Below are 21,278 nucleotides of genomic sequence, written 5' to 3' on the forward strand. Positions count from 1 at the left end.
AGCCCAAGGAGTGTCGCGTGAGACGCGCACTGTCCGCCGCGGCCGTCATCGCCCTAATGTCGGCCGTGTTCAGCATCCCCTCAGCCGCCCAGGCCCACCACGACGTCCCCGAGGAGTTCGGTTCCGACTGGGACGACCCGCGTACGGCGGTGGCGCCCGTCGAGACCCCCGACACCGAGTCCTGCGAGGTCGGGATCGTCTCGCACGCCTTCGACGACTTCACGCCCTACGAGAGCACCTACACGCCGCCCACCGAGTGCGGCGACGACTGGTCGAAGATCGTGCTGCGCCTGGACGGTGCGGTGGAGGGCAGGCAGTACGACCGGCTCGGCAGCCTGTCCATCGGCGGCGTCCCGGTGTTCAAGACCTCCACGCCGCAGCCGTCACCCGAGGGCATCGAGTGGTCGGTGGAGGCGGACCTGACCCGGTACGCGGGACTGCTCGACAGCCCGCAGCCGGTCCGGATGGAACTGGGCAACGTCGTCGACGACGTGCACACCGGCGTCCTGGACGTCGACGTGACGCTGGTCTTCTACGCCTCCGACGAGGACAACCCGGCGGCCGAGGTCGCGGACCTCGTACTGCCGCTGGCGGAGCAGGACGAGTCCGGTACCGGCCTGACCGGTGAACTGGAGGTGCCCCGCAACTCGGAGCGGCTGCTGGCCGACGTCTACGCGACCGGTTCCGGTGGCGGCTGCGAGGAGTTCTGGTACCTGACGGCGCCCGCCGACGCGGGGTACTCCTGCACCTCGGCCGACGGCCCGTACCGGGAGGTACAGGTCCTCATCGACGGCGAGGTCGCGGGGATCGCGGCGCCCTACCCGCACGTGTACACGGGCGGCTGGTCGAACCCGTTCCTGTGGTACACGCTCCCGGCGCCGCGCGCGTTCCACATCCAGCCGATCACCTACGATCTGACGCCTTACCTGGGGCGGCTCAACGACGGTGAGGCGCACGAGGTGTCGGTGCGGGTGCTGGGACTGGACGAGGGGATCACGGGCTGGTCGACGCCCGTCGGGTTCCGGGTCTGGCAGGACGCGGCCAGCGAGGTCGTGGAGGGCGGTGTACTGAGCACCCAGACCACGGCGCTGTCCAACGACTCGCGGGTCGAGGTGACGGACGGCGAGACGGAGGTCGTGACCGACGCCGGGCACCGTCACACCGTCACCGGTTGGCTGAACACCTCGCGGGGCCGCGTCATGACGACGGTGGACCGCGTGGTGGGGCACCACTCCCGGCACGTGTTCGGGCCGGAGGAGAACCCCGACGCCCTGGCGGGCGAGTGGTTCGACGTGGAGACCCGCACGGTGCTGAACGGCCGTTCGGGGGCGGAGGTTCGCAAGGTGGAGCGGACGTACGGCATCGACGGCCGGATCAGTGTGGACGCCGACGGCAGGTTGACCACCGAGATCGAGTTGACCGACGAACTGTCCACACTGGTGTCTTCGGCGCACCGCACCGTCAGCGGCGGGAGCGTCCGGGACCACTACACCGGTGAGGCGTCGTGGGACCTTTACGCACCTCGGCCGGACCGGCACGCGGTCGGCGTGTCCACGCACCGGTACACGGTGCTGTCGGGAACCGGTATGGGGAACGAGGAGTGTTACGACAGGCAGTTGCGCACCCGCAACGGGTTCGTCGTGTCGGATCGGCGTCGCTGCTGAGCGGCGCCGGCGGCGGGCCGGTCCGGGCGCGGGTGGATCACGGTCTCCGGGGTACCGCGGCGCATCGGGCACCCGGTGCGGCGGCGCGGGTCGCACGGTGGCCGGTGCGTGATGCGGGATCGTGGCGGGAGTGGGAGTTCCCTCCCGGCGACGGGGCGTGGATGCCGTGCGGCCGACCATGGTTCCGTCCGGTGGTCTGGCGGCGGCACTGTACGTCCCCACCCCGACCGGGGGCAAGCCACCCCGGAATGCGAAGTGTGACGAATCGGGTGATTCGGTGTCAACCGGTTATTCAGCGTGGCTTCAGGCGACGGCACCCGGCACGAGGTGCTGGCCGCGCGGACGCCTCCGAGCCGGCGCGCCGCGGCCCCGCTGACCACCCGGCCGCGGCGCCGGCGGGTCGTGCCGAAGCCGCTCGGTCGTCGTAGGGGCCGGGCGCCCCGGTGTCACCTGATGCTCGCGGCGATGCCGTCGAGGATGTCGTGTTCGCTGGCCGTCACCCGGTCCAGCCCGGCGCGTTCCATGATGATCCGAAGCACCAGCGCCCCCGCGCCGATGACATCGGCGCGACCGGGGTGCATGACGTCGGATTCGAGCCGTTCGGCCCGGGTCTGCCGCAGCAGCCGGTCGGTGACCTCGGCGACCAGCTCGTAGCCGATCTCGGCGTGGTGGATTCGTTCCGGCCGGTACGAGTCGAGCCCCAACGCCAGCGCCGTCACGGTCGTCACCGAACCCGCGAGCCCCACCAGGGTCTCCGCCGACCGGCGCGGGTCGGCGATGGCGAGGGCGGTGTCGACGTGCGCGATGATGTCGGCCTCGGCGGCGGCGATCTGTTCGGCCGTGGGCGGGTCGGAGTGCAGGTGGCGTTCGGTCATGCGGACGCACCCGATGTCCACGCTGTGCGCGGCGTCGGCCCGCCGCACCCCCCGGACGAACTCGGTGGAGCCGCCGCCGATGTCGACGACCAACCGGACCCGGCCGTCGTCGGGGAGGTCGGCCACGGCGCCGCCGAACGACAGTCGCGCCTCCTCGTCGCCGGTGATGACCTCGGGCGTGATGCCGAGCCGGGCCATCACGAGGTCGGTGAAGGCGTCCGCGTTCGTCGCGTCGCGGCTGGCGCTGGTGGCGACCATGCGGACCGCGCGCGGCGCGTGTTTCTCGATGACCTCCGCGTACTCGGACAGGGCCTCACCGGTGCGTTCGAGTGCGGCGGCCGAGATCCTGCCGGTGGTGTCGATGCCCTCCCCGAGCCGCACGATCCGCATGGTGCGGACGACGTCGGTCGGCCCTTCGGGGCCGTCGGCGGAGATCAGCAGGCGGATCGAGTTGGTGCCGCAGTCGATGGCGGCGACGGTCGTCATGTCTCCTCCGGGTTGACGCAGGGGCCGTCGGCCCACCACGGGCCGATCGCCTCGCGGGTCTCGTCGCCGAACGGGTTCACGCCGGGGCCGGCCGCGAGGCTGTGCGCGAGATGTACGTGCAGGCACTTCACCCGGTCGGGCATGCCTCCGGCGGAAACCCCGGCGATCTCGGGCACCTCACCGAGTTCGGCCCGCCGGGCGAGGTAGGCGTGGTGTGCCTCGCGATACCGCTCGGCGAGCGCGGGGTCCTCGGCGAGGCGGGTGGTCATCTCGCGCATGACCCCCTCGCCTTCGAGCCTTCCGACCGCGGCGGCCGCCTTCGGGCAGGTGAGGTAGTAGGTGGTGGGGAACGGGGTGCCGTCCTCCAGGCGGGGCCGGGTCTCGGTCACCGCCGGAAGCCCGCACGGGCAACGGTATGCGATCGCGTTCACCGATCGCGGCGGCCGACCGAGCTGTGCGGCGATGGCCTCCCGGTCGGTCTGGGATGGTTCTGTCACGTCACTCGGATTCCTCGAAGTCGTCCCACAGGTCGTCGTACCAGGGGTCCGCCGGTTCGGCGTCGGGTGTCTCCCCGGCGTCGGCGGCGGCGCCCTCCGGGTCGTCGATGATGATGATCAGGCCCTCTCCCGGTTCGACCAGCAGCAGGCGGTCTCGCGCCTGGGCCTTGACGTACTCGGGATCGTTCCACTTCGCGCGTTCCGCCTCCAGCGCGGCGATGCGGTCGGCCTGGTCGCTCTGCGAGTCGCGCAGCGCGTTGATCTCGGCGCGCTGTTCCAGGTAGGTCCGCACCGGATACGCGTAGGACAGTGCCAGCGCGGAGAGCACCAACGCGACGACGGCGGTACGGCCGGACATCCGCCACGGGGGTCTGATGCGGACCCGCCGGATGCGTGGCCCGGGGGCGGCGGACTCGGTGGCGCGCGTCGTCTTGCGCGACGACCGCGGCACGGGACGGGTACGGCCGCGGCCGGGCCTGCCGCCACGGGGACCCTGGCCGCTGGGGCCTCGACGAGCGCTCACCCGACCATTCTGCCCGGTGGTCCGGCCGGTGACCGGCGGGGTCGCCGGACGCCCGGGTGTGTCGCGGCCGTCACGGGTCGTCGGGCCTCGGGTCGGGCGGCCCGTGACGGCGCGGGCCGCCCGACCCGTGACGGCGCGGCCGTCAGTTCGCGACGCCGCGCGCGGCGTCGAACCGGGCGGTGACGTCGGGCCAGTTCACCAGGTCCCACAGACGTTCGACGTAGTCGGGGCGGACGTTGCGGTACTGGAGGTAGTAGGCGTGTTCCCAGGCGTCGAAGACCAGTAGCGGGGTGGTGCCCTGCCCGACGTTGCCGTGGTGGTCGTAGACCTGTTCGACGAGGAGCCGCCCACCGAGCGGTTCCCAGGACAGCACGCCCCAGCCGGAGCCCTGTACGCCGGTGGTGGCGGCGGTGAGTTGGGCGGAGAACTTCTCGAACCCGCCGAGGTGTTCGTCGATGGCGGCGGCGAGTTCCCCTTCGGGGCGTCCACCGCCCTCGGGTGTGAGGTTGTTCCAGAAGATCGAGTGCAGGACGTGCCCGGACAGGTGGAACGCCATGGACTTCTCCAGACCGACGAGTCCGGTGTGGTCGCCCCTGTCGCGGGCCTCGGCGAGCCGGTCCAGGGTGTCGTTGGCGCCCTTGACGTAGGCGGCGTGGTGCTTGTCGTGGTGCAGTTCGAGGATCTCGCCGGACATCGCCGGTTCGAGTGCGCCGTAGTCGTAGGCGAGGTCGGGGAGCGTGTAGACGGCCATGGTGTCCCTATCGTCCGGTGACGGTTGTTGCCCATCGAATGTTATTGCAAACTACTGGCGATAAGGGCGATCGGGTGGTGTGTCTCGCGCAACGGCGGAACACCGCGGTGCGGGAGTCCACCCTCCACCGACGAACACGACACCGGCCGGGACCGCGTCGTGCGGTCCCGGCCGGGTGGCGGAGCGGGTCAGGCGGCGTAGGGTGCCGCGGCGGCCTGGGCGGCGGTCATGAGCGCGCCCCGGTTCTCCGGCCACAACTGCGAGTCCACACAGTCGTAGGCGGGTAGGAAGCCGGAGCAGGAACCCCAGCCGCCGTCACCGATCTCGAAGGTGAAACTCGCGACGCCGAGTTCGCCGTACGTCATGTCGTCCGTCGTACCGCTCGTCGAGTAGCCGACGGTGTCACCGTTGGTGCCCACCAGGTAGCCGTTGGACTCGGCCATCGCCGCGCCGAGGCCGCGCAGCGCGGCGTCGTTGGGCGAGGTGTCCTCGGTGTATCCCCACGGGACGATGATGTAGTCGCCGTAACTGTGCAGTGAGACGAACACGTCCCGAGCGTCCACCGGTGCCGGATCGGTGGGGTTCGTGCCGCGTTGGTCGGGGTGGATCCGCCGGAACAGGTCCTCCAGCGCCGTGACCTCGGGCTCGGAGGCCGCCTGCGGCCCCTGGTAGGTCTGGGCGCAGGGGTTGGACGAGTCGGCGCCCCATTCGAAGCTGGAGTTGCGGTTCAGGTCGACGCCCACGCACGAGCCGTCGGAGTCGTTGGCGTTCTTGCGGTGCAGGACGGGCTGGTCGCCGCCGGAGGCGACGATGTCCACACCGTCGGGGTTGGCGATGGGCACGACCCACATCTCGGTGGTGTCCATGAGCGTGGTGACGGCCGGGTCGGTGCCGTACCCGTTCACCAGGCTGTCGATCCACTTCCAGGCGATCTCACCGGTGGCGACCTCGCGGGCGTGGATCTGGGCGACGACGGTGAACCGCGGTTTCGCGGAGTCGGGTGACAGGGCGCAGTCGCCGTCGGTCTTCCTGGTCAGGCAGATCGCCTTGATGTCGTGTCCGCCCCTGCCCTGCGTCTTGAGCCAGGAGTCACCGATGTCGTAGACGGTGGCCAGGTCGGGATGTGCGGCCGCGACCTGGTCGAGGTGGGCCTCGTGGGCGTCCACCGTGTGGTATCCGCCGTAGTAGGTGTCGGCGGCGGTGGTGACGGGTGCGGGGTCCTTGTAGACGGTGTCGTGGAACGACGGCGTGAAGCCGTCGGCGCGGAGCCGGTCGGCGACCCGGGAGTCGCCCAGGACGACCGCGTCGCCGTCGTGATAGCGGACGACGTCGTAACCGTCGGCGGTCAGTCCGGCCAGCGCGTCGAGTGTGACGCCGGTGATCTGCCAGGTGACCGGCGTGTCGTCGCCGGGGTCGGAGTGGGCCGGTCCTGACGCCACCGCGATGAGTGCGGCGGCACCGGCCAGGCTGAGCAGCCTTCGCAATGCCATACGGATTCCTTCCGGTGGCGGGCGGTGTCGGCGCCCGCCGGAACGAGTATCGAAACATCGAGCCTACTGAATATTCACTCGGCGGGGGTGTCCGCGCACACCCGTCACCGCCGTCGACGGGCACATGACCGACCGGCCACCTCCACCGGAGTCACCGGCCGGAGGGTCCGGCCCACACTCCACTGTCCCCGATCCTCCCCGGACACGACGAAGCCCGCCGGAATCCGTTCCGGCGGGCTCCGCGGACGTGGACGCTACGGGCGGTACTTCGGGAAGGCCCCGGCTCCGGCGTAACGGGCGGCGTCGTCCAGCTCCTCCTCGATGCGCAGGAGCTGGTTGTACTTGGCGACCCGCTCCGAACGCGCCGGGGCGCCGGTCTTGATCTGGCCGCAACCGACCGCGACCGCCAGGTCTGCGATCGTGGTGTCCTCGGTCTCGCCGGAACGGTGACTCATCATGCAGCGCATGCCGTTGCGGTGCGCCAGCTCGACGGCGTCCAGCGTCTCGGTGAGGCTGCCGATCTGGTTCACCTTCACCAGCAGGGCGTTGGCGGCGCCGCTGTCGATACCGCGGCGGAGCCGCTGCGGGTTGGTGACGAACAGGTCGTCGCCGACGATCTGGATCTTCCCGCCCAGCTCGGAGGTCATGGCGATCCAGCCGTCCCAGTCGTCCTCCGACAACGGGTCCTCGATCGAGACGATCGGGTGGTCCGTGATCAGCCCGGCGTAGTACTCCACCATCTCCTCGGCGGACTTCTTCGCACCCTCGAACCGGTAGGCGCCGTCGGCGTGGAACTCGGTGGCGGCGACGTCCAGGGCGAGCACGATGTCGCGGCCGGGCGCGTAGCCGGCCTTCTCGATCGCCTCGGTGATGAGGTCGAGGGCCGCCGCGTTGGTGTCCAGGTCGGGTGCGAAACCGCCCTCGTCGCCCAGGCCGGTGGCCAGGCCCTTCTTCTTCAGTACGGACTTCAGGGCGTGGTAGGTCTCCGCACCCCAGCGCAGCGCCTCCCGGAACGTGGGGGCGCCGACCGGAGCGATCATGAACTCCTGGATGTCGACGTTGGAGTCCGCGTGGGCACCGCCGTTGAGGATGTTCAGCATCGGCACCGGCAGCATGTGCGCGTTCGGGCCGCCCAGGTAACGGAACAACGGCAGCTCGGCGGAGGCCGCGGCGGCCTTGGCCACGGCGAGCGAGACACCCAGGATCGTGTTGGCGCCCAGGCCGCTCTTGTCGGCGGTGCCGTCCAGGTCCAGCAGCAGTTGGTCGATGAGGCGCTGTTCGCTGGCGTCCACGCCCAGCAGCTCGTCGACGATCCGTTCGTTGATGTTGTCCACGGCGTTCAGGACGCCCTTGCCGCCGTACCGTTCGTCGTCGCCGTCGCGCAGTTCCAGCGCCTCGAACGCGCCGGTGCTGGCTCCCGACGGCACGGCCGCCCGGGACTGTGCGCCGTCGTCCAGCAGCACCTCGACCTCGACGGTCGGGTTGCCGCGCGAGTCCAGGATCTCCCGGGCGGCGATGTTCTCGATACTTGCCACTTTGTCGCACTCCTTGTCGGTGAGCGTCTGATCATGCGGTCGCCCGCGTGGCGGGCCCACCGGTCGTGAATCGTCGCCCGGCGCGACGGTGGCGCCCGCGATCCCCCGCCCGGTGACCGCGGCGTGAGCCCGCGGTGATCGGTCAGCGCGGCACTGCGCTGGTCTGAACCTGTGCAGAGTGAGCCTAGACCGGCCGGGGCCCGGTCCGTGCACCTGCCCGCGCGTCCGTCGTGACCGCTTCGCGCCGTCACCGATACACGACCGTGACCTGCGGGTCGTCCGGCGAACGGCTTGCGACGCGCGGGTAACGTGGCAGGCGCCGACAACTCCCGAATCCCCGATCCTCCAGGAGCCGAACCCATGCGCTCACGCGCGGCCATACTCGGTACCGTCCTCGCCGCCACGCTGGCCGGATGCGGTACCGGAGGCGGCAACGACCTCGCCGGTCACACCAGGTTGATCGACGAGCTGGCTCAGCAGGTCGACGGATCGGGTGATCGTGGTTACACCGCCGAGTACCTGCTCGGCGCGGACGGCGCCGCGGTGACCATCGGATGGCAGGCCGACCCGCCGCGCGCGGTGTACCGGTTCCCGGGCGGCCGGTACGTCGTCACCGAGGAGTACACCATGGTGTGCACGCCCGAGGACGCACCCGAGGAGTGCCGGCTGACCGACCCGACGTCGCCGGGTACGCCGCCGGGGGCCGCCGTCCTGGCCGAACTGTCCGGTCAGCAGTACCTCGCGCCGCAGACGGTGATCGGTTGGCTCACCGAGGCCGGGGCGAGTTCTGCCGCCGCCATCACCTCCGACACGCGCAGCATCGCCGGCGCGCACACCACGTGTGTACTGGTCAGCGGTGCCGAGGGCGCCCGGGTGAGCGACTTCGAGGCCTGTTTCACCGACGCCGGCCTGCTCGGCAGCTTCTCCGGCACCGTGGACGGCGAGGCCCGTTCCGTGGTGCTGGCGTCGGTCAGCGGCACGGTGGACGCCGAACTGTTCGAGGTGCCCGCCGACGCCGTGGTCACCGACGACCGCGAGGTCGACCCGACCTGACCCACCTTTCATGGGGCTTGGTTGGCCGTACGACCATCGACATGCCTCGAATAGGCCCTGATGTCCGGTTTTTCACCGTCGTATGACCAACCAAGCCGGCATTTTGACCAACCAAGCCGCGGATCAGACGCCGAGTAGGGTGCGCAGGTGCCGGGGTGAGGGGTTGCCGTGTGCGAGCATCGCGTCGTGCCAGGCCCGGTCGGGGCGCCCCGTCGGGCACGCCGCGGCGATCTCGGCGACCTCGGTGTGTCCGACGAAGTAGGTCGACAACTGCGTCGAGGACAGCAGCGCCCGCCGCCACTTGCCCGCCGCCTCGCCCTCGGACTGGAAACCGCGCTCGGTCATCAGCGCCATCGCCTCGTCCTCCGTCATACCCTCACAGTGGACGAGCTGGTCGATCAGCGCGTTGATGACCATCCGCAGCTGCATCTTCAACTGCTGCATCCGCACCGGCAGGCCACCGAACCCGTGCGAGGCCATCAACTCCTCCGCGTAGACGCCCCAGCCCTCCACGAAGGTGCCGCTGAACGACACCGCGCGCACCCGGGTGTAGCCCCGGTACCGGCGGGCGTGCGCCAACTGCAGATAGTGCCCCGGCATCGCCTCGTGGACCGTGAGGTTCCGCAGCATGTGGTCGTTGTACTCGGCGTAGAACGACTCGACCCTCGCGGCGTCCCAGTCGGCCGGGGTGGGCGAGATGGTGTAGAACGTCGGGACCTTCGCCGTCTCCAGGGAACCGGGCGGGTCGCAGTAGGCGACGGCGAGGCCGCGCGCGAACTCCGGCATCTCGATGATCTCCAGTGGATCGTCGAGCAGGGTCACCAGGTCGTGTGAGGCGACGAACTCGGTGGCCTCGGCCATGGTCCGGCGCGCCAACGGCACGATCGTGTCGTCGTCGGGGCGCTGCTCGGCCAGGGTGCGCAACGCCCGGGCGGCCACCTCGGGGGACGGCGGCTCGCCGAGCAGTTCACCACCGGCCTCGGCGATCTGCGTGGTCACCTCGTCCAGTCGCCGCCACGCGCGGTCCAGCAGTTCCCGCGCCGACAACGGCGTGTCGAGGGTGTGCCACAGCTTCGCCTCCCACTTGGCGCGGCCCAACCGGGGCTCGCCGTCGTGCGGTTGCGTCGTCAGCCACTCCCCGAACTCCCGGAGGGCGGCGACCGCCTGGTCGGTGGCCGCCGACGCGGCCGACGACATCCCGGGCACCTCCGCCGCCAACACCGGCACCTGGGACCGGACCAGTGCCGCGGTCCCGGCGAACTGTCCCACGGCGGCCTGCACGTGGATCTCGGGCATGTCGCGCAGTGTCCGCCGGGCGGTGGCGAGGCTGTCGGGCAGTGCCCGCAACTGGGCGAGCAGCGCCGTCAACCGCACCTCGGCGGTGTCGGTGGGCCGCAACAGCAGCGAGTTCAGCCGCATCCCGGGGTTGTAGGTCAGCGGATTCCACTCGTGTTCGCGCAGGTCGGTGAGCGCGAACAGCCGGGACGCGACCTGGTTGGTCAGCAGTTCCAGGTCCACCGCGTCGGGCGTCGCCAGTTCGTCCCCGTCCACCTCGGCGAGCGTGTGGGACGCCTCCCGCAGCATCGCCACCTGCGCGGCGACCCCGTCGGCCGAGTAGTCGGGCACCCGGTCGTCGAAGCGGTGGTCCCCGGCCCACTGCGCCGTGTCGGGGTCGTGTTCCAGGATCGCGTCGATGATGCGCTCGGCGCGGGAGATGAACTGTTCAGCCATCCCCACACGGTAACCCGGGGGCGGTCACAACCGGTCGAGCCAGTCTCCCTCGCCGAGGTCCCGCAGTAGGGCGCCGTACCGGGCGATCTTCGCCGGATCCTGTTTGACCACACCGTCCAGCAACGCGAAGTACGAGAGCGTGTCGAGGAAGTCCCGGTCGGTGACCTCCGCGTTCGGCGCGTCGAGCCGGGCGTCGAAACCGGGTTCGGGGACCCGCCAGTCGCCGTAGTTCTCGTCCAGGTACCGCTCGGGCGGGTCGGGCACGAACTGCGGCCGGCCGAGGAAGTCCACGGTGGTCAACTCGAACGGCGTGTTCCACCAGCGGGTCGCGGTGCCGTCGTGCCAGACGCGCCCGTCGGTGTCGTGGTAGTGCGGGAACAGGTCGATCATCATGCCGTTGCGGTGGTTGACCCGCAGCCGGTCGGTGTTGAAGTCGAGCCGCCTGACGTGGAACGTTTTCGACCGTTCGAACGACCGCTCCAGGTCGGCCGCCGACATCTCCGAGGTGAAGAACCCCAGGTCGATGTCCTTGTCCCAACTGATGAACCCGCCCTCGCGGACGTATCCGAGCAGGGTGCCCGAGATGAGGAAGCCGCGCACCCCCAGGGCGGCGAACTCGGCGTCCAACTCCGGAAGCGCCTCGGCGGCGCGGGGTTCGAAGGAGTCGGCGTCGTCGCCGGGCGTGACCTGCTTGACCTGCCTGATCGCGCCGTGCTTCAGGCGGCCGAGCCGGGCGCGGATCCGTTTGGCGCGCATGCCCTGCAGTACGGTCGCCTTGCGCAGGATGGTGCGGGCCTCGTCGTGTTCGCCGGCCGCCGCCGCCGCGCGGGCGATCGTCGTGTGCAACGGGACGACGCCGTGGCAGCTCCGCGGGCTGTCCCACCACAACCGGCGGATCCGCCGGTAGTCGGCCGGTTCCTCCATCATGGACCGCAGCTCGGTCCACAGCCGGGCGTACCGCCACAGGCCGCCCCGTATCGCGTCGGTCAGCCGCCGCTCGGCGGCGTCGCGGTCACCGGCGGCGCGCAGTGTGCGCGCGACCGTGAGGTGTTCCTGTGCCAGCCGTTCGAGTTCACGCGGGTCGTCGGGCAGTGTCGCGGGTGCCGTGCCGTCGGTCGTCGCCATTCTCATCCACCGATCCGAGCCGCCAGTTCCGGTTCCCCCGCACGCTCCAGCTCGGTAGCGGCGGCGGACGTGTTCCCCTTGGAGAGTTGTTTGTACCCACGCCGGATGAAATGCAGGCGCATGTAGTCCGGCCAGGTCACCTCCACGTTGGGGGCGTCGCCGTCGAAGAAGGCGTCGAATCCGGGGTACGGGGTCCGCCAGTCGCCGTAGTTCTCCGTCAGGTATCGGTCGGCGTCGGCCGGGAGCGGCAGGTCGAGGCCGCGGATGTCGCGTCGTTCGACCTCGAACGGCGTGTTCCCCCAGCGCACGAACACCGCGTCGTGGTAGACGAGGTCACCGTCGGAGTAGAACCGGAAGACGTCGATGGGGGAGCCGCCGCGGTGGCGCAGCCCGAGCTTCTTGGTGTGCGGGTGTACGACGTCGAAGTCGAAGCGGGGGTTCTTGGCGAACAGCTCCACCAGTGCGTCCCGGTCGAAGTCGGCGTCGAAGACCCCCACGTCGATGTCGTTGTCGGCCGACAGCGGCCGCCCCTCGCGGACGAGCCCCAGCGCGGTGCCCGCCGCGATGAAGTACGGCACCCCGGCGCCGTCGAGGGCCTGGTGGAGGTCTTGGAACGCCGTCCAGGCGCCCTTGCCCTCCAACTTGCCGTCGACAATCGGGCCGCCGAGTTCGGCCCCGTCGAGGACCAGCCGGATGGCGCGCCGGTAGAGGTCGACACCGGCCTCGATCTCACCGGCGCGGGCGGCGGCGGTGGCGAGCTGGCGTACCGACTTGAGGAGCCGCTCCGGCTCCGGCACCTCCTCGTGCCACGCGGCGTCGAGCCTGCGGAACTGTTCGGAGGAGTCGCACTGTTTGCACACCGCCCACAGCACCTCGCCGTTGACGGGGAAGCGGCGCAGGGCCGCCACCGCCGCCTGGTCGGCCTCTTCGGTGGGGAGTACGCGGTAGCCGTACTGGACCATGCGGGCGACGGCCCCGGCGTGGGACGGTTCGAGCAGCCGGCCCTGCCTGGCCGAGGCGAGCGCCCGCGGGTAGTCGCCGTAGTAGGCGTGGAAGTCGGCGGCGAGCGCCTGGACGTCGGGGGATTCGGGGAACCGCCGTTCCAGCGTCGTGAGCGTCTCGGTGAGCAGGTCGTCGGCACCGGCCCGGAACACCGCCTTGGCCGCGACCAGGGCGGTGGAGAGGTGCCGGGTGGGGATGCCACCGGACTTGCGGATGAACCGGGTGATCTCCTCACCGCCGGCGTTCTCGCCCAGGTATTTCAGGGCCGCGTAGGTGCGTACCGCACCGTTGGGGAGTGCCCGGTAGACGGGAGTCCTGCTGAAGACCCGGACGACGGACTGCTTGGCGGATGGCATATGCGCTCTCTCGTGAGTGGACGGTCTCCGGCGCGGGTCAGAACGTGTCGTTGGCGCGTGCGAGGTCTTCGGCGAAGTCGACCTCGATCACGGGGTGTGCCGAGATGTCGAGTGCCTCGATCTTGAGGCCGTCCTTCTCGATGGCGAGCTCCAGGCCGCGCTCGAAGTAGTCCTGGTCGTCGCACTCCTCCAGGCGCCTGGTCAGCATGGCGCGGTCACCCGAGGAGATGAAGTTGATGCCGACGGCCTCGCCCAGCGCGCCCTCGTGGACGGTCTTGGAGAGCTGCGCGACGTAACCCTCGGAGTCCAGTGTGTACTTGACCTCCTCCTCGGCGACGGAGGCGGTGTTGACGCACACGAACGACCTGTCCATGGCGATGTGCGGCAGGAGGTCGTCCAGCACCTCCTCGACGAACACGACGTCCCCGTTGAGCCACAGGACCCCGCCCGGCCCCGCGATAGTGAGCGCCTTCAGCAGGCTCTTGGACGTGTTGGTGTCGCCGTACGCCTGGTTGTACATGAAGCCGACGTCGGGGACGGCCTCCATGATCATCTCCTTCTTGAACCCGACGACCAGGTGGATGGAGTGGCGGCTGAATCGTGACACCAGCAGGCGCAGGCACCGGTGGAGGATGGTCTCCCCCGTCGACAGCGGCGTGAGCGGCTTGGGGTGGGGCCTGCCGAGCCGGGAACCGACCCCGGCGGCGAGGATCACGATGTTGTTGGCCACAGATACTCCTCCAGGAGACGTCCAGTCCGCGCGAGACGTCTCGGGCGGATCTGCCGGGGTGAACTGCTCATATGGGGCGAAGCGCTGAGTGTCGAGAGACTATATCACCGACGGGGGCGCCGGAATCCTCGCAGCGATACACCCGCATGACCGTATCGTGACCGATTCGTTACCAAATCCGCAGGTGGTCGCGGTGATGTCACCCGGTGGAGGTGGCCGGCAGCGGCTCGGCAGCGGCCCGGCGGGCGGCGCGCAGCCGCCGCCCGTGCCCGAAGGCGTCCACCGTGAACGCCAGCAGTGCGAGCCACACCAGCCCGAACCCGATCCAGCGGGCCGCCGGCATCGCCTCGTGGAACACCGCGACACCGATCACGAACTGGATGGACGGCGCGATGTACTGGCCCATGCCCAGCGCCGTCATCGGCAGCCGCGACGCCGCCCCGGCGAAGAACAGCAACGGGATCGCGGTGACCAGACCGGCGCCCGCCATCAGCAGGCCGTGACCGAGCGACACGGTGCCGAAGGTGCCCTCACCGGTGGCGTGCAACCAGACCAGGAACCCCGCCGCCGGAAGCGTGACCACGGCGGTCTCGGCGAACAGGCCGTCGGCGGCGGGCATCCGCACCTGCTTCTTCAGCAGCCCGTAAGTGGCGAACGAGCAACCCAGCACGAGCGCGATCCACGGCAGGCGTCCGTAGTCGAGGGTCAGCGTCACCATCGCCACCGCGCCGATCCCGACCGCCGCCCACTGCAACCGCCGGAGCCGTTCCCTGAGCACCACCACACCCAGCAGCACCGTCACCAGGGGGTTCAGGAAGTACCCGAGCGCCGACTCCACGACGTGACCGGAGTTGACGCCGTATATATAGGTACCCCAGTTGACGGTGATGATGACGCCCGCGAGCACCAGCGTCACGACGGTCCGCGTGTCGCGGAGTGCGGCGCGCAGGTGCCGGAACCGGCGCAGTCCCACCAGCAGCAGCCCCGTGAACACCGCCGACCACACCATCCGGTGCGCCAGGATCTCGAAGGCCGTGCTGGGTTGGAGCAGCTTCCAGTACAGCGGGAACAGACCCCACAGGCCGTAGGCGGCGCTGGCGAAGACGTAGCCGCGTCTGAGTTCGGGCACGGCGCAAACCTATGCCCGGTCCCGCTCCGGTATGTACTGCCACGAACGTGGTCTCGGTCACGGGGTAAGTCGGCGAGCCGGTGCGCTCCCGCCGCCGGTGTCGCCGTGTAGAACCGCGGTTCCGGGAAGTCCTGCCGCGCCGCGACCTCCGCGACGTGCCGGCACATCTCCTCGCTCCGGTCGCTGTTGACCAGGCAGATGACGCTGCCGCCGAAGCCGCCGCCGGTCATCCGGGCGCCCCAGGCGCCGCCCCGCAGCGCGGCCTCCACGGTGTGGTCGAGCTCCGGGACGGTCACCTCGAAGTCGGCGGCCAGGCTCAGGTGCGACTCCAGCATGAGTTCACCGAGGAACCGCAGGTCGGTGTCCCCCGCGCGGAGCCGGTCGGCGGCGGTGCGGGTGCGGTGGTTCTCCGACCGCACGTGCCGGACCCTCCTGCGCAGCACCTGGTCGGGGAGGGTCAGCGCCTCGCCCCGTCGCACGTCCCGCAGCGAGTCCAGGCCCAGCAGTTTCGCGGCGCGTTCGCAGTCGGCACGCCGGTCGGCGTACTCGCCGTCGCTGTGCCGGTGCGGGGCGCGGGTGTCGACGACGATCATGTCGAGACCGGACTCCGCCAGCGGAAACGGCAGCGCCTCCACCACGCCCGACCGGCAGTCCATGAACAGCACCGAGTCCGGCAGCGACCGCAGCGACGCCGTCTGGTCGAGTATGCCGGTGGGCGCACCGACGTACTCGTTCTCGGCGTGCTGCGCGACCAGTACCTTGTGCTCGTCGGGCAGGTCCACGCCGAACAGGTCGCACAACGCCAGCAGGACCGACAGTTCCAGCGCCGCCGAGGACGACAGGCCCGCACCGGTGGGCACGTCGGAGGCGATCGCGATGCGGGCGCCGCCGACGGGGGCGTCCGCCATGTGCCGCAGTGACCAGACCACGCCCGCGACGTAACCCGCCCAGCCCGACACCGCCTGGTCGCGGGGCAGTTCCTCCCGGACCCGCCCGGGGCCGAACGTGACGGTCTCCCCGGTGGCCTCCGACCACACCTGCCAGGTGGGGCTCTCCGACCTGGCGACCGCCGCGACCGTGTAGTACGGGATCGCGTACGGCAGGACGTAACCGTCGTTGTAGTCGGTGTGTTCGCCGAGGACGTTGATGCGGCCGGGCGCGGCCCAGCAGCCGTCGGGTTTACCGCCGAACGCGCGGGTGAAGCCGTTGCGGGCCCGTCTGATCAGGTCATCCATGTCTGTGGAACTCCCAGGCGTCGGCGACCATGTCGGTCAGGTCGGGGTGGTGGCGCCGCCAGCCGAGTTCGGTCTCGGCGCGGTGGGACGCGGCGACCAGGGTCGCCGGGTCGCCCGGGCGGCGCGGGGCGGCCTCGACGGGTACCGGGCGGCCCGTCACCCGGCCGACGGTGTCGAGGACCTCCCGGTTGGAGAAGCCGACGCCGTTGCCGAGGTTGTACACCAGGTGCCTTCCCGGTACGGCGGCGTCGACGGCCAGCAGGTGGGCGCGCGCGAGGTCGGCGACGTGGATGTAGTCGCGGACGCAGGTGCCGTCGGGCGTGTCGTAGTCCTCGCCGTACAGCCGCAGCGGTCCGCCGGTGCCGGTGGCCGCCGCCAGGGCGAGTGGGATCAGGTGGGTCTCCGGCAGGTGCCGTTCGCCGTGCCACCGGCCGCCGAGGTCCCGGTAGGCGCCGACCACGTTGAAGTACCGCAGGCTCACCGCGGCCAGGCCGTACGCGCCCGCGTAGGAGGCGACGGCGTGGTCGGCGGCGAGCTTCGTCGCGCCGTACGTGCTGGTGGGCGCGGTGACGGCGGACTCGGTGACCGGCAGTTCGGCGGGGTTGCCGTAGACGGCCGCGGTGGAGGAGAACACCAGCCGGGGCACTCCGGCGGCCCGCATCGCGGTGAGCAGGGCCAGGGTCCCGGTCGTGTTGACGTGCCAGTACTTCTCGGGTTCGGTCATGGACTCGCCGGCGGCGATGAGCCCCGCGAAGTGGAACACGCCGTCGAAGTCTCCGGTCAGGACGGACGCCGCCTCGTGGACCGACGCGGTCACCAGTTTCGCTCCGGCGGGGACCGCCTCGGCGTGGCCGGTGCTGCAGTCGTCGAGCACGACGACCTCGTGACCGGCCTCCAGCAGCATGGTGGCGACGATTCCGCCGATGTAACCGGCGCCGCCGGTCACCAGGTACTTGCGGCCGGGTCCACCGGCTTCGGGTCGTTTCACTGTGCCTCCCGTGTCGATTCGGATGCGTCAGGCTCGCGGCGTGACGCCGTTGAGCAGTTCCGCGGCGACCTCCGGCGGGACGTCGTTGACGAACCCGCCCATGGCCGACTCGGAGCCGGCGAGGTACTTGAGTTTCCCGGCCGCGCGGCGGACGCTGAACAGTTGCAGGTGCACCCGGAAGGGTGCGCCGGTGTGGCCCGCCGGGGCCTGATGCCACGCCGACACGTAGGGCATCGGTCCGTCGAACAGGGCGTCGAAGCGGCGCAGCACGTCCAGGTAGATCGGGCCGAAGGCGGCGCGGTACTCCGGCGGCAGGCTCGGCAGGTCGGGGGCCGCGATGTGCGGGTGGAAGTGGACCTCGAACGGCCAACGGGCCGCGTGCGGCACGAACGCCGTCCAGTGGGAGTCGGCGGCGACGACGCGCCCGCCGTCGCGTTCGGCGCGCAGCAGGTCCTCGAACAGGTCGGCGGAGTCGCCGTGCTCCCGCCGGTACCGCGCGGACTGGGCGAGCATGGCGCGGGTCACGGGCGTCACGTACGGGTAGCCGTAGATCTGGCCGTGCGGGTGGTGCAGTGTCACCCCGATCTCCTCGCCGCGGTTCTCGAAGCAGAACACCTGGGCGACGCCGGGCGTGCGGGAGAGTTCGGCGGTCCGGTCGGCGAGCGCGTCCACGACCAGCCTCGTCCGTTCGGGGGAGAGGTCGGCGAACCGGGACCCGTGGTCGTCGGTGAAGCACACGACCTCGGTGCGGCCGGTGGCGGGCGCGACGATTCCCGGACCGGGGGGAACGTCGGCGGCCGGTGCGGCGTGTTCCTCGCCGGCGAAGGACGGGAACCGGTTCTGGAACACCGCGACCTGGTACCCCGGGGCGGGGATCTCGGTCGCCGCGCCGGGTCGCGACGGGCACAACGGGCACTCGTCGCTGGGCGGCAGGAACGGCCGGTGCTGCCGGGCCGCGGAGATGGACACCCATTCGCCGCGCAGCGCGTCGAACCGCATCTCGCCGCCGGGTGCCCGTGGCGGCAGGTCGCGGGTGTCGGCGTGCGCGTCGCGGTGGTGTCCGGGTTCGGTGTCGTAGTAGTACAGCCGCCGGCCGTCGGCCAGGTCGATTCCGGTGCGGGTGAAGGTCACGCCTGTTCGTCCTGTTCTCCCGCGATGACGAGCCGTCCGACCGTGCCGCCGAAGGCCGACCGCGCCGACTGGGGCAGCCCGGTGTCGCTGATCAGGACGTGGGCCTCCTCGGGCCGGGCGATGGTGCGGATCCCGACTATCTCCCACTTGGTGGAGTCGGCGACGACGACGAGCCTGCGGGCGGCCCGGATCAGTGCCCGGTCGGTCTCCGACTCGTCGATGTTGGGGGTGGTGAACCCCTCTGGGGAGATGCCGTGCACGCCGAGGAACAGGGTGTCCACGTTGATGGTCTCCAGCATCGCGACCGCGAACGGCCCGACGAGGGCGTCGGAGGGGGTGCGGCGGCCACCGGTGAGGATCACCGACTGGTCGGCGCGGCCGGAACGGTAGAAGGTGTCGGCGACCGGTACGGAGTTGGTGACGACGGTGAGACCGGCGACGCCCAGAAGGTGCTGTGCGAGCGTCCACGTCGTGGTGCCGCCCGACAACGCGATGGCCTGGCCGGGGGAGACGAGGGTGGCGGCGGCCCGGGCGATGGCCTCCTTGGCCTCCTTCTCCCGGACGGACTTGGCGGCGAAGCCGGGTTCGTCGGTGGGGTTCATGTCGACGGCGGTGGCTCCACCGTGGACCTTGGAGACCAGGCCGCGTTCGGCGAGGCTCTCCAGGTCACGGCGGATCGTCATGTCGGACACGCCGAACTCGTCGACCAGTTCGGCCACCCGGACGGCACCGGTGCGGCGGACCCGTTCGGCGATGACGGACTGCCGTTGGGGGGCGAGCATGGCTCCTCCTGACAAGGGCTGGGGTGAGGGCTCCCGGGCGCCGGACGGTCCGGCGGGGAGCCCGGGTGGTGTGTCCGGTGGCGGCGTCGTCGGGGCGGCGGGCGTTCACCACCCGGGCCTCCGCCTCGCCGGGACGTCGATGTCACGGGAACACCGCGGCGGCCGTGACTACCACCGCCCGATCATAAAACAACAAGATCGAACATGGCCGCGTGGGTTCGCGCCCGACCCGGCCGACACTTCGGCGGCCCGCGCCGAGGGGCCTGGCACAATGACCCCATGACCACCGCAGACTCCGCGATCCGTCCCAGGGTGCTGTCGGGCATCCAGCCGACGGCAGACTCCTTCCACCTCGGCAACTACCTGGGCGCCCTGCGGAGCTGGGTGGAGATGCAGGAGACACACGACGCGTTCTACTGCGTGGTCGATCTGCACGCCATCACGATCTCGCACGACCCGGCACAGCTCCGCCGCCGCAGCCTCGTCGCCGCCGCCCAGTTGCTCGCGCTCGGCCTGGATCCGCAGCGCTGCACCCTCTTCGTGCAGTCGCAGGTGCCCGAGCACCCCATGCTGAGCTGGATCCTGGAGTGCCACACCGGATTCGGCGAGGCCGGCCGGATGACGCAGTTCAAGGACAAGTCCGCGAAGAACGAACGGGTCACCGTGGGCCTGTTCACCTACCCGGTGCTCCAGGCGGCCGACATCCTGCTCTACCAGGCGGACGCCGTACCGGTCGGCGAGGACCAGCGGCAGCACCTCGAACTGGTGCGTGACCTGGCACAGCGGTTCAACACCACGTACGGCAGGACCTTCACGGTGCCGTCGCCGTACATCGTCAAGGAGACCGGCACCATCCAGGACCTGGCGGAGCCCGCCCGGAAGATGTCGAAGTCGGCCTCGGGCCCGTCCGGCATCATCGACCTGTTGGAGGAGCCGGCGCGAATCCGCAAGAAGATCAAGTCCGCCGTCACCGACACCGGCCGCGAGATCGTCTACGACCCCGAGAACAAACCGGGCGTCTCCAACCTCCTGACCATCTTCTCGACCCTGGCGGCGGTCCCGATCGTGGAACTGCAGAACCGGTACGAGGGCAAGGGGTACGGCGACCTGAAGAAGGACCTCGCCGAGGTGGTGGCGGACTTCTGCGCGCCGATCGCCGAGCGCACCCGGTCCTACCTCGACGACCAGGCGGAACTGGACAAGATCCTGCTCGCCGGCGCGGAGAAGGCCCACGCCGTCGCCGCGCGGACGCTGGCCCACGCCTACGAGCGGATCGGGTTCCGGCAACCGCTGTGACCGCCGCCCGCGACGGCCGGGCCTCGTCCGTCGTTGCGGCACGACCCGGCCGGCCGGGCCGGTATCTCGACCAACCCGGCCGTTGTGGGACAACTGTCGTGCGCACGACCGGCTTTCGACCCACCAGGCGTTACAGTCGGGGAACCCGGCCGCCGACGGTGCCGAACGCGCCCGCCCGACCGGGCGCCACGCCGCCGCGCGACCGGGATGCGCGTCGACGGGTGCCCCCGCGCGGCGGACGACATGAACGACCTGCGAGGAGTTAGGTGAAGGCTGTGACGACCGTAGGGGTGGCGATCCCGATTCCCCAGCCGTGGGGGCGGCAGCTGGACGAGGCCCGGGCGCGCACCGGTGACCCGCAGGCGCCCCACGTCCCCAGCCACGTCACCCTGTTGGGGCCCACCGAGGTCGCCGCCGAGCGGATGGACACAGTGGAGCAGCACCTCGCTCGGGCGGCCGCCGACCACCACGCCTTCGAGATCCACCTGCGCGGTTCGGGCACCTTCCGGCCGGTCACCGAGGTCGTGTTCGTGACGGTCGCGCGCGGCATCAGCGAATGCGAGAAGCTTGAGGCGGTGGTCAGGTCGGGTCCCCTCCAGAAGGAGCTCACCTACCCGTACCACCCGCACGTCACGGTGGCGCAGTCGGTGCCGACCGAGGCGCTCGACGCGGTCTTCGAGGAACTGGCCGACTTCGAGGCCCGGTTCGCCGTCGCCGGCTTCACCCTCTACACCCACGACGCCGACGCCACCTGGCGGCCACGGCGCGAGTTCGGGTTCGGTGAGTGACCTCCCGCCGACCCGCGAGGAGCCGTCTCCGCGTCCCGTCTAGCCCCCTCGGGCAGGCGCCTGAGGCACGCATGGGCGGCTTCTCGCGGCGTGACGTGTCCCGATGGGTCA

The 21,278-nt window shown here is 70.7% G+C and carries 18 protein-coding genes and 1 pseudogene; 4 read left to right on the top strand and 15 right to left on the bottom strand.

What is annotated here, in order from left to right:
• The first annotated feature begins 17 nt into the window (after positions 1 to 17).
• Positions 18 to 1,664 (top strand): peptide-N4-asparagine amidase, encoded by a 1,647-nt coding sequence (locus tag LX16_RS14800; protein ID WP_211354520.1) that lies wholly within the window; start codon positions 18 to 20, stop codon positions 1,662 to 1,664.
• A 446-nt stretch (positions 1,665 to 2,110) separates the two neighbouring features.
• Here LX16_RS14800 and LX16_RS14805 read toward each other — a convergent pair whose 3' ends face one another.
• The 6 genes from LX16_RS14805 to eno all read right to left on the bottom strand — a co-directional run bounded on the left by LX16_RS14805 (position 2,111) and on the right by eno (position 7,821).
• Positions 2,111 to 3,025, bottom strand: coding sequence for a Ppx/GppA phosphatase family protein (locus LX16_RS14805; protein ID WP_147139212.1), 915 nt, complete (start codon positions 3,023 to 3,025; stop codon positions 2,111 to 2,113).
• Positions 3,022 to 3,522 (bottom strand): DUF501 domain-containing protein, encoded by a 501-nt coding sequence (locus LX16_RS14810; RefSeq protein WP_147139214.1) that lies wholly within the window; start codon positions 3,520 to 3,522, stop codon positions 3,022 to 3,024. Before LX16_RS14810 ends, LX16_RS14805 begins: the two co-directional genes overlap by 4 nt.
• Position 3,523: 1 nt before the next feature.
• Positions 3,524 to 4,045, bottom strand: a complete 522-nt coding sequence (locus LX16_RS14815) for an FtsB family cell division protein (protein WP_147139217.1) — start codon at positions 4,043 to 4,045, stop codon at positions 3,524 to 3,526.
• Between the two features lie 142 nt (positions 4,046 to 4,187).
• Positions 4,188 to 4,796, bottom strand: a complete 609-nt coding sequence (locus LX16_RS14820; protein WP_147139219.1) for a superoxide dismutase — start codon at positions 4,794 to 4,796, stop codon at positions 4,188 to 4,190.
• A gap of 188 nt (positions 4,797 to 4,984) precedes the next feature.
• Positions 4,985 to 6,286 (bottom strand): M14 family zinc carboxypeptidase, encoded by a 1,302-nt coding sequence (locus LX16_RS14825; RefSeq protein ID WP_147139221.1) that lies wholly within the window; start codon positions 6,284 to 6,286, stop codon positions 4,985 to 4,987.
• A gap of 254 nt (positions 6,287 to 6,540) precedes the next feature.
• Positions 6,541 to 7,821, bottom strand: coding sequence for a phosphopyruvate hydratase (gene eno, locus LX16_RS14830; RefSeq protein ID WP_147139223.1), 1,281 nt, complete (start codon positions 7,819 to 7,821; stop codon positions 6,541 to 6,543).
• Positions 7,822 to 8,181: 360 nt separating this feature from the next.
• On the opposite strand from eno, the gene LX16_RS14835 reads away from it, so the two are divergent.
• Positions 8,182 to 8,874, top strand: coding sequence for a hypothetical protein (locus tag LX16_RS14835; RefSeq protein WP_147139225.1), 693 nt, complete (start codon positions 8,182 to 8,184; stop codon positions 8,872 to 8,874).
• Positions 8,875 to 8,997: 123 nt separating this feature from the next.
• Here LX16_RS14835 and LX16_RS14840 read toward each other — a convergent pair whose 3' ends face one another.
• The 9 genes and pseudogenes from LX16_RS14840 to LX16_RS14880 all read right to left on the bottom strand — a co-directional run bounded on the left by LX16_RS14840 (position 8,998) and on the right by LX16_RS14880 (position 19,083).
• On the bottom strand, positions 8,998 to 10,605 hold the full coding sequence (locus tag LX16_RS14840; RefSeq protein WP_147139227.1) for a DUF885 domain-containing protein: 1,608 nt from the start codon (positions 10,603 to 10,605) through the stop codon (positions 8,998 to 9,000).
• 24 nt (positions 10,606 to 10,629) lie between these two features.
• Complete coding sequence (locus tag LX16_RS14845) at positions 10,630 to 11,736, bottom strand: LicD family protein (RefSeq protein WP_147139229.1); 1,107 nt, start codon at positions 11,734 to 11,736, stop codon at positions 10,630 to 10,632.
• The gene (locus LX16_RS14850) at positions 11,733 to 13,088 is read right to left on the bottom strand and encodes a LicD family protein (RefSeq protein WP_147139231.1); all 1,356 of its coding nucleotides are present in this window, start codon (positions 13,086 to 13,088) and stop codon (positions 11,733 to 11,735) included. The genes LX16_RS14845 and LX16_RS14850 overlap by 4 nt, the downstream gene beginning before the upstream one ends.
• A 37-nt stretch (positions 13,089 to 13,125) precedes the next feature.
• Complete coding sequence (locus LX16_RS14855) at positions 13,126 to 13,818, bottom strand: phosphocholine cytidylyltransferase family protein (RefSeq protein WP_147139233.1); 693 nt, start codon at positions 13,816 to 13,818, stop codon at positions 13,126 to 13,128.
• Between the two features lie 199 nt (positions 13,819 to 14,017).
• Positions 14,018 to 14,947: an EamA family transporter RarD gene (gene rarD, locus LX16_RS14860; RefSeq protein WP_147139236.1), complete on the bottom strand. Its 930-nt coding sequence runs from the start codon at positions 14,945 to 14,947 to the stop codon at positions 14,018 to 14,020.
• Positions 14,948 to 15,102: 155 nt separating this feature from the next.
• Positions 15,103 to 16,182: pseudogene (gene galK / locus LX16_RS27160) on the bottom strand (galactokinase); the annotation flags it as partial.
• Positions 16,175 to 17,170 (bottom strand): UDP-glucose 4-epimerase GalE, encoded by a 996-nt coding sequence (gene galE, locus LX16_RS14870; protein WP_147139239.1) that lies wholly within the window; start codon positions 17,168 to 17,170, stop codon positions 16,175 to 16,177. The pseudogene galK and the gene galE, both read right to left, overlap by 8 nt.
• Before the next feature lie 27 nt (positions 17,171 to 17,197).
• Positions 17,198 to 18,301, bottom strand: coding sequence for a galactose-1-phosphate uridylyltransferase (gene galT, locus LX16_RS14875; protein ID WP_147139241.1), 1,104 nt, complete (start codon positions 18,299 to 18,301; stop codon positions 17,198 to 17,200).
• A complete protein-coding gene (locus LX16_RS14880; protein ID WP_147139243.1) occupies positions 18,298 to 19,083 on the bottom strand; it encodes a DeoR/GlpR family DNA-binding transcription regulator in 786 nt (261 codons plus the stop codon). The genes galT and LX16_RS14880 overlap by 4 nt, the downstream gene beginning before the upstream one ends.
• A 279-nt stretch (positions 19,084 to 19,362) precedes the next feature.
• Between LX16_RS14880 and trpS the strand changes: the two genes are divergently transcribed.
• Positions 19,363 to 20,379: a tryptophan--tRNA ligase gene (trpS, locus tag LX16_RS14885; RefSeq protein WP_147139245.1), complete on the top strand. Its 1,017-nt coding sequence runs from the start codon at positions 19,363 to 19,365 to the stop codon at positions 20,377 to 20,379.
• A 266-nt stretch (positions 20,380 to 20,645) separates the two neighbouring features.
• Positions 20,646 to 21,167, top strand: coding sequence for a 2'-5' RNA ligase family protein (locus tag LX16_RS14890; RefSeq protein ID WP_147139247.1), 522 nt, complete (start codon positions 20,646 to 20,648; stop codon positions 21,165 to 21,167).
• The last annotated feature ends 111 nt before the right edge of the window (positions 21,168 to 21,278 follow it).

This window comes from Stackebrandtia albiflava (genome assembly GCF_007994225.1).
Classification (GTDB): domain Bacteria; phylum Actinomycetota; class Actinomycetes; order Mycobacteriales; family Micromonosporaceae; genus Stackebrandtia; species Stackebrandtia albiflava.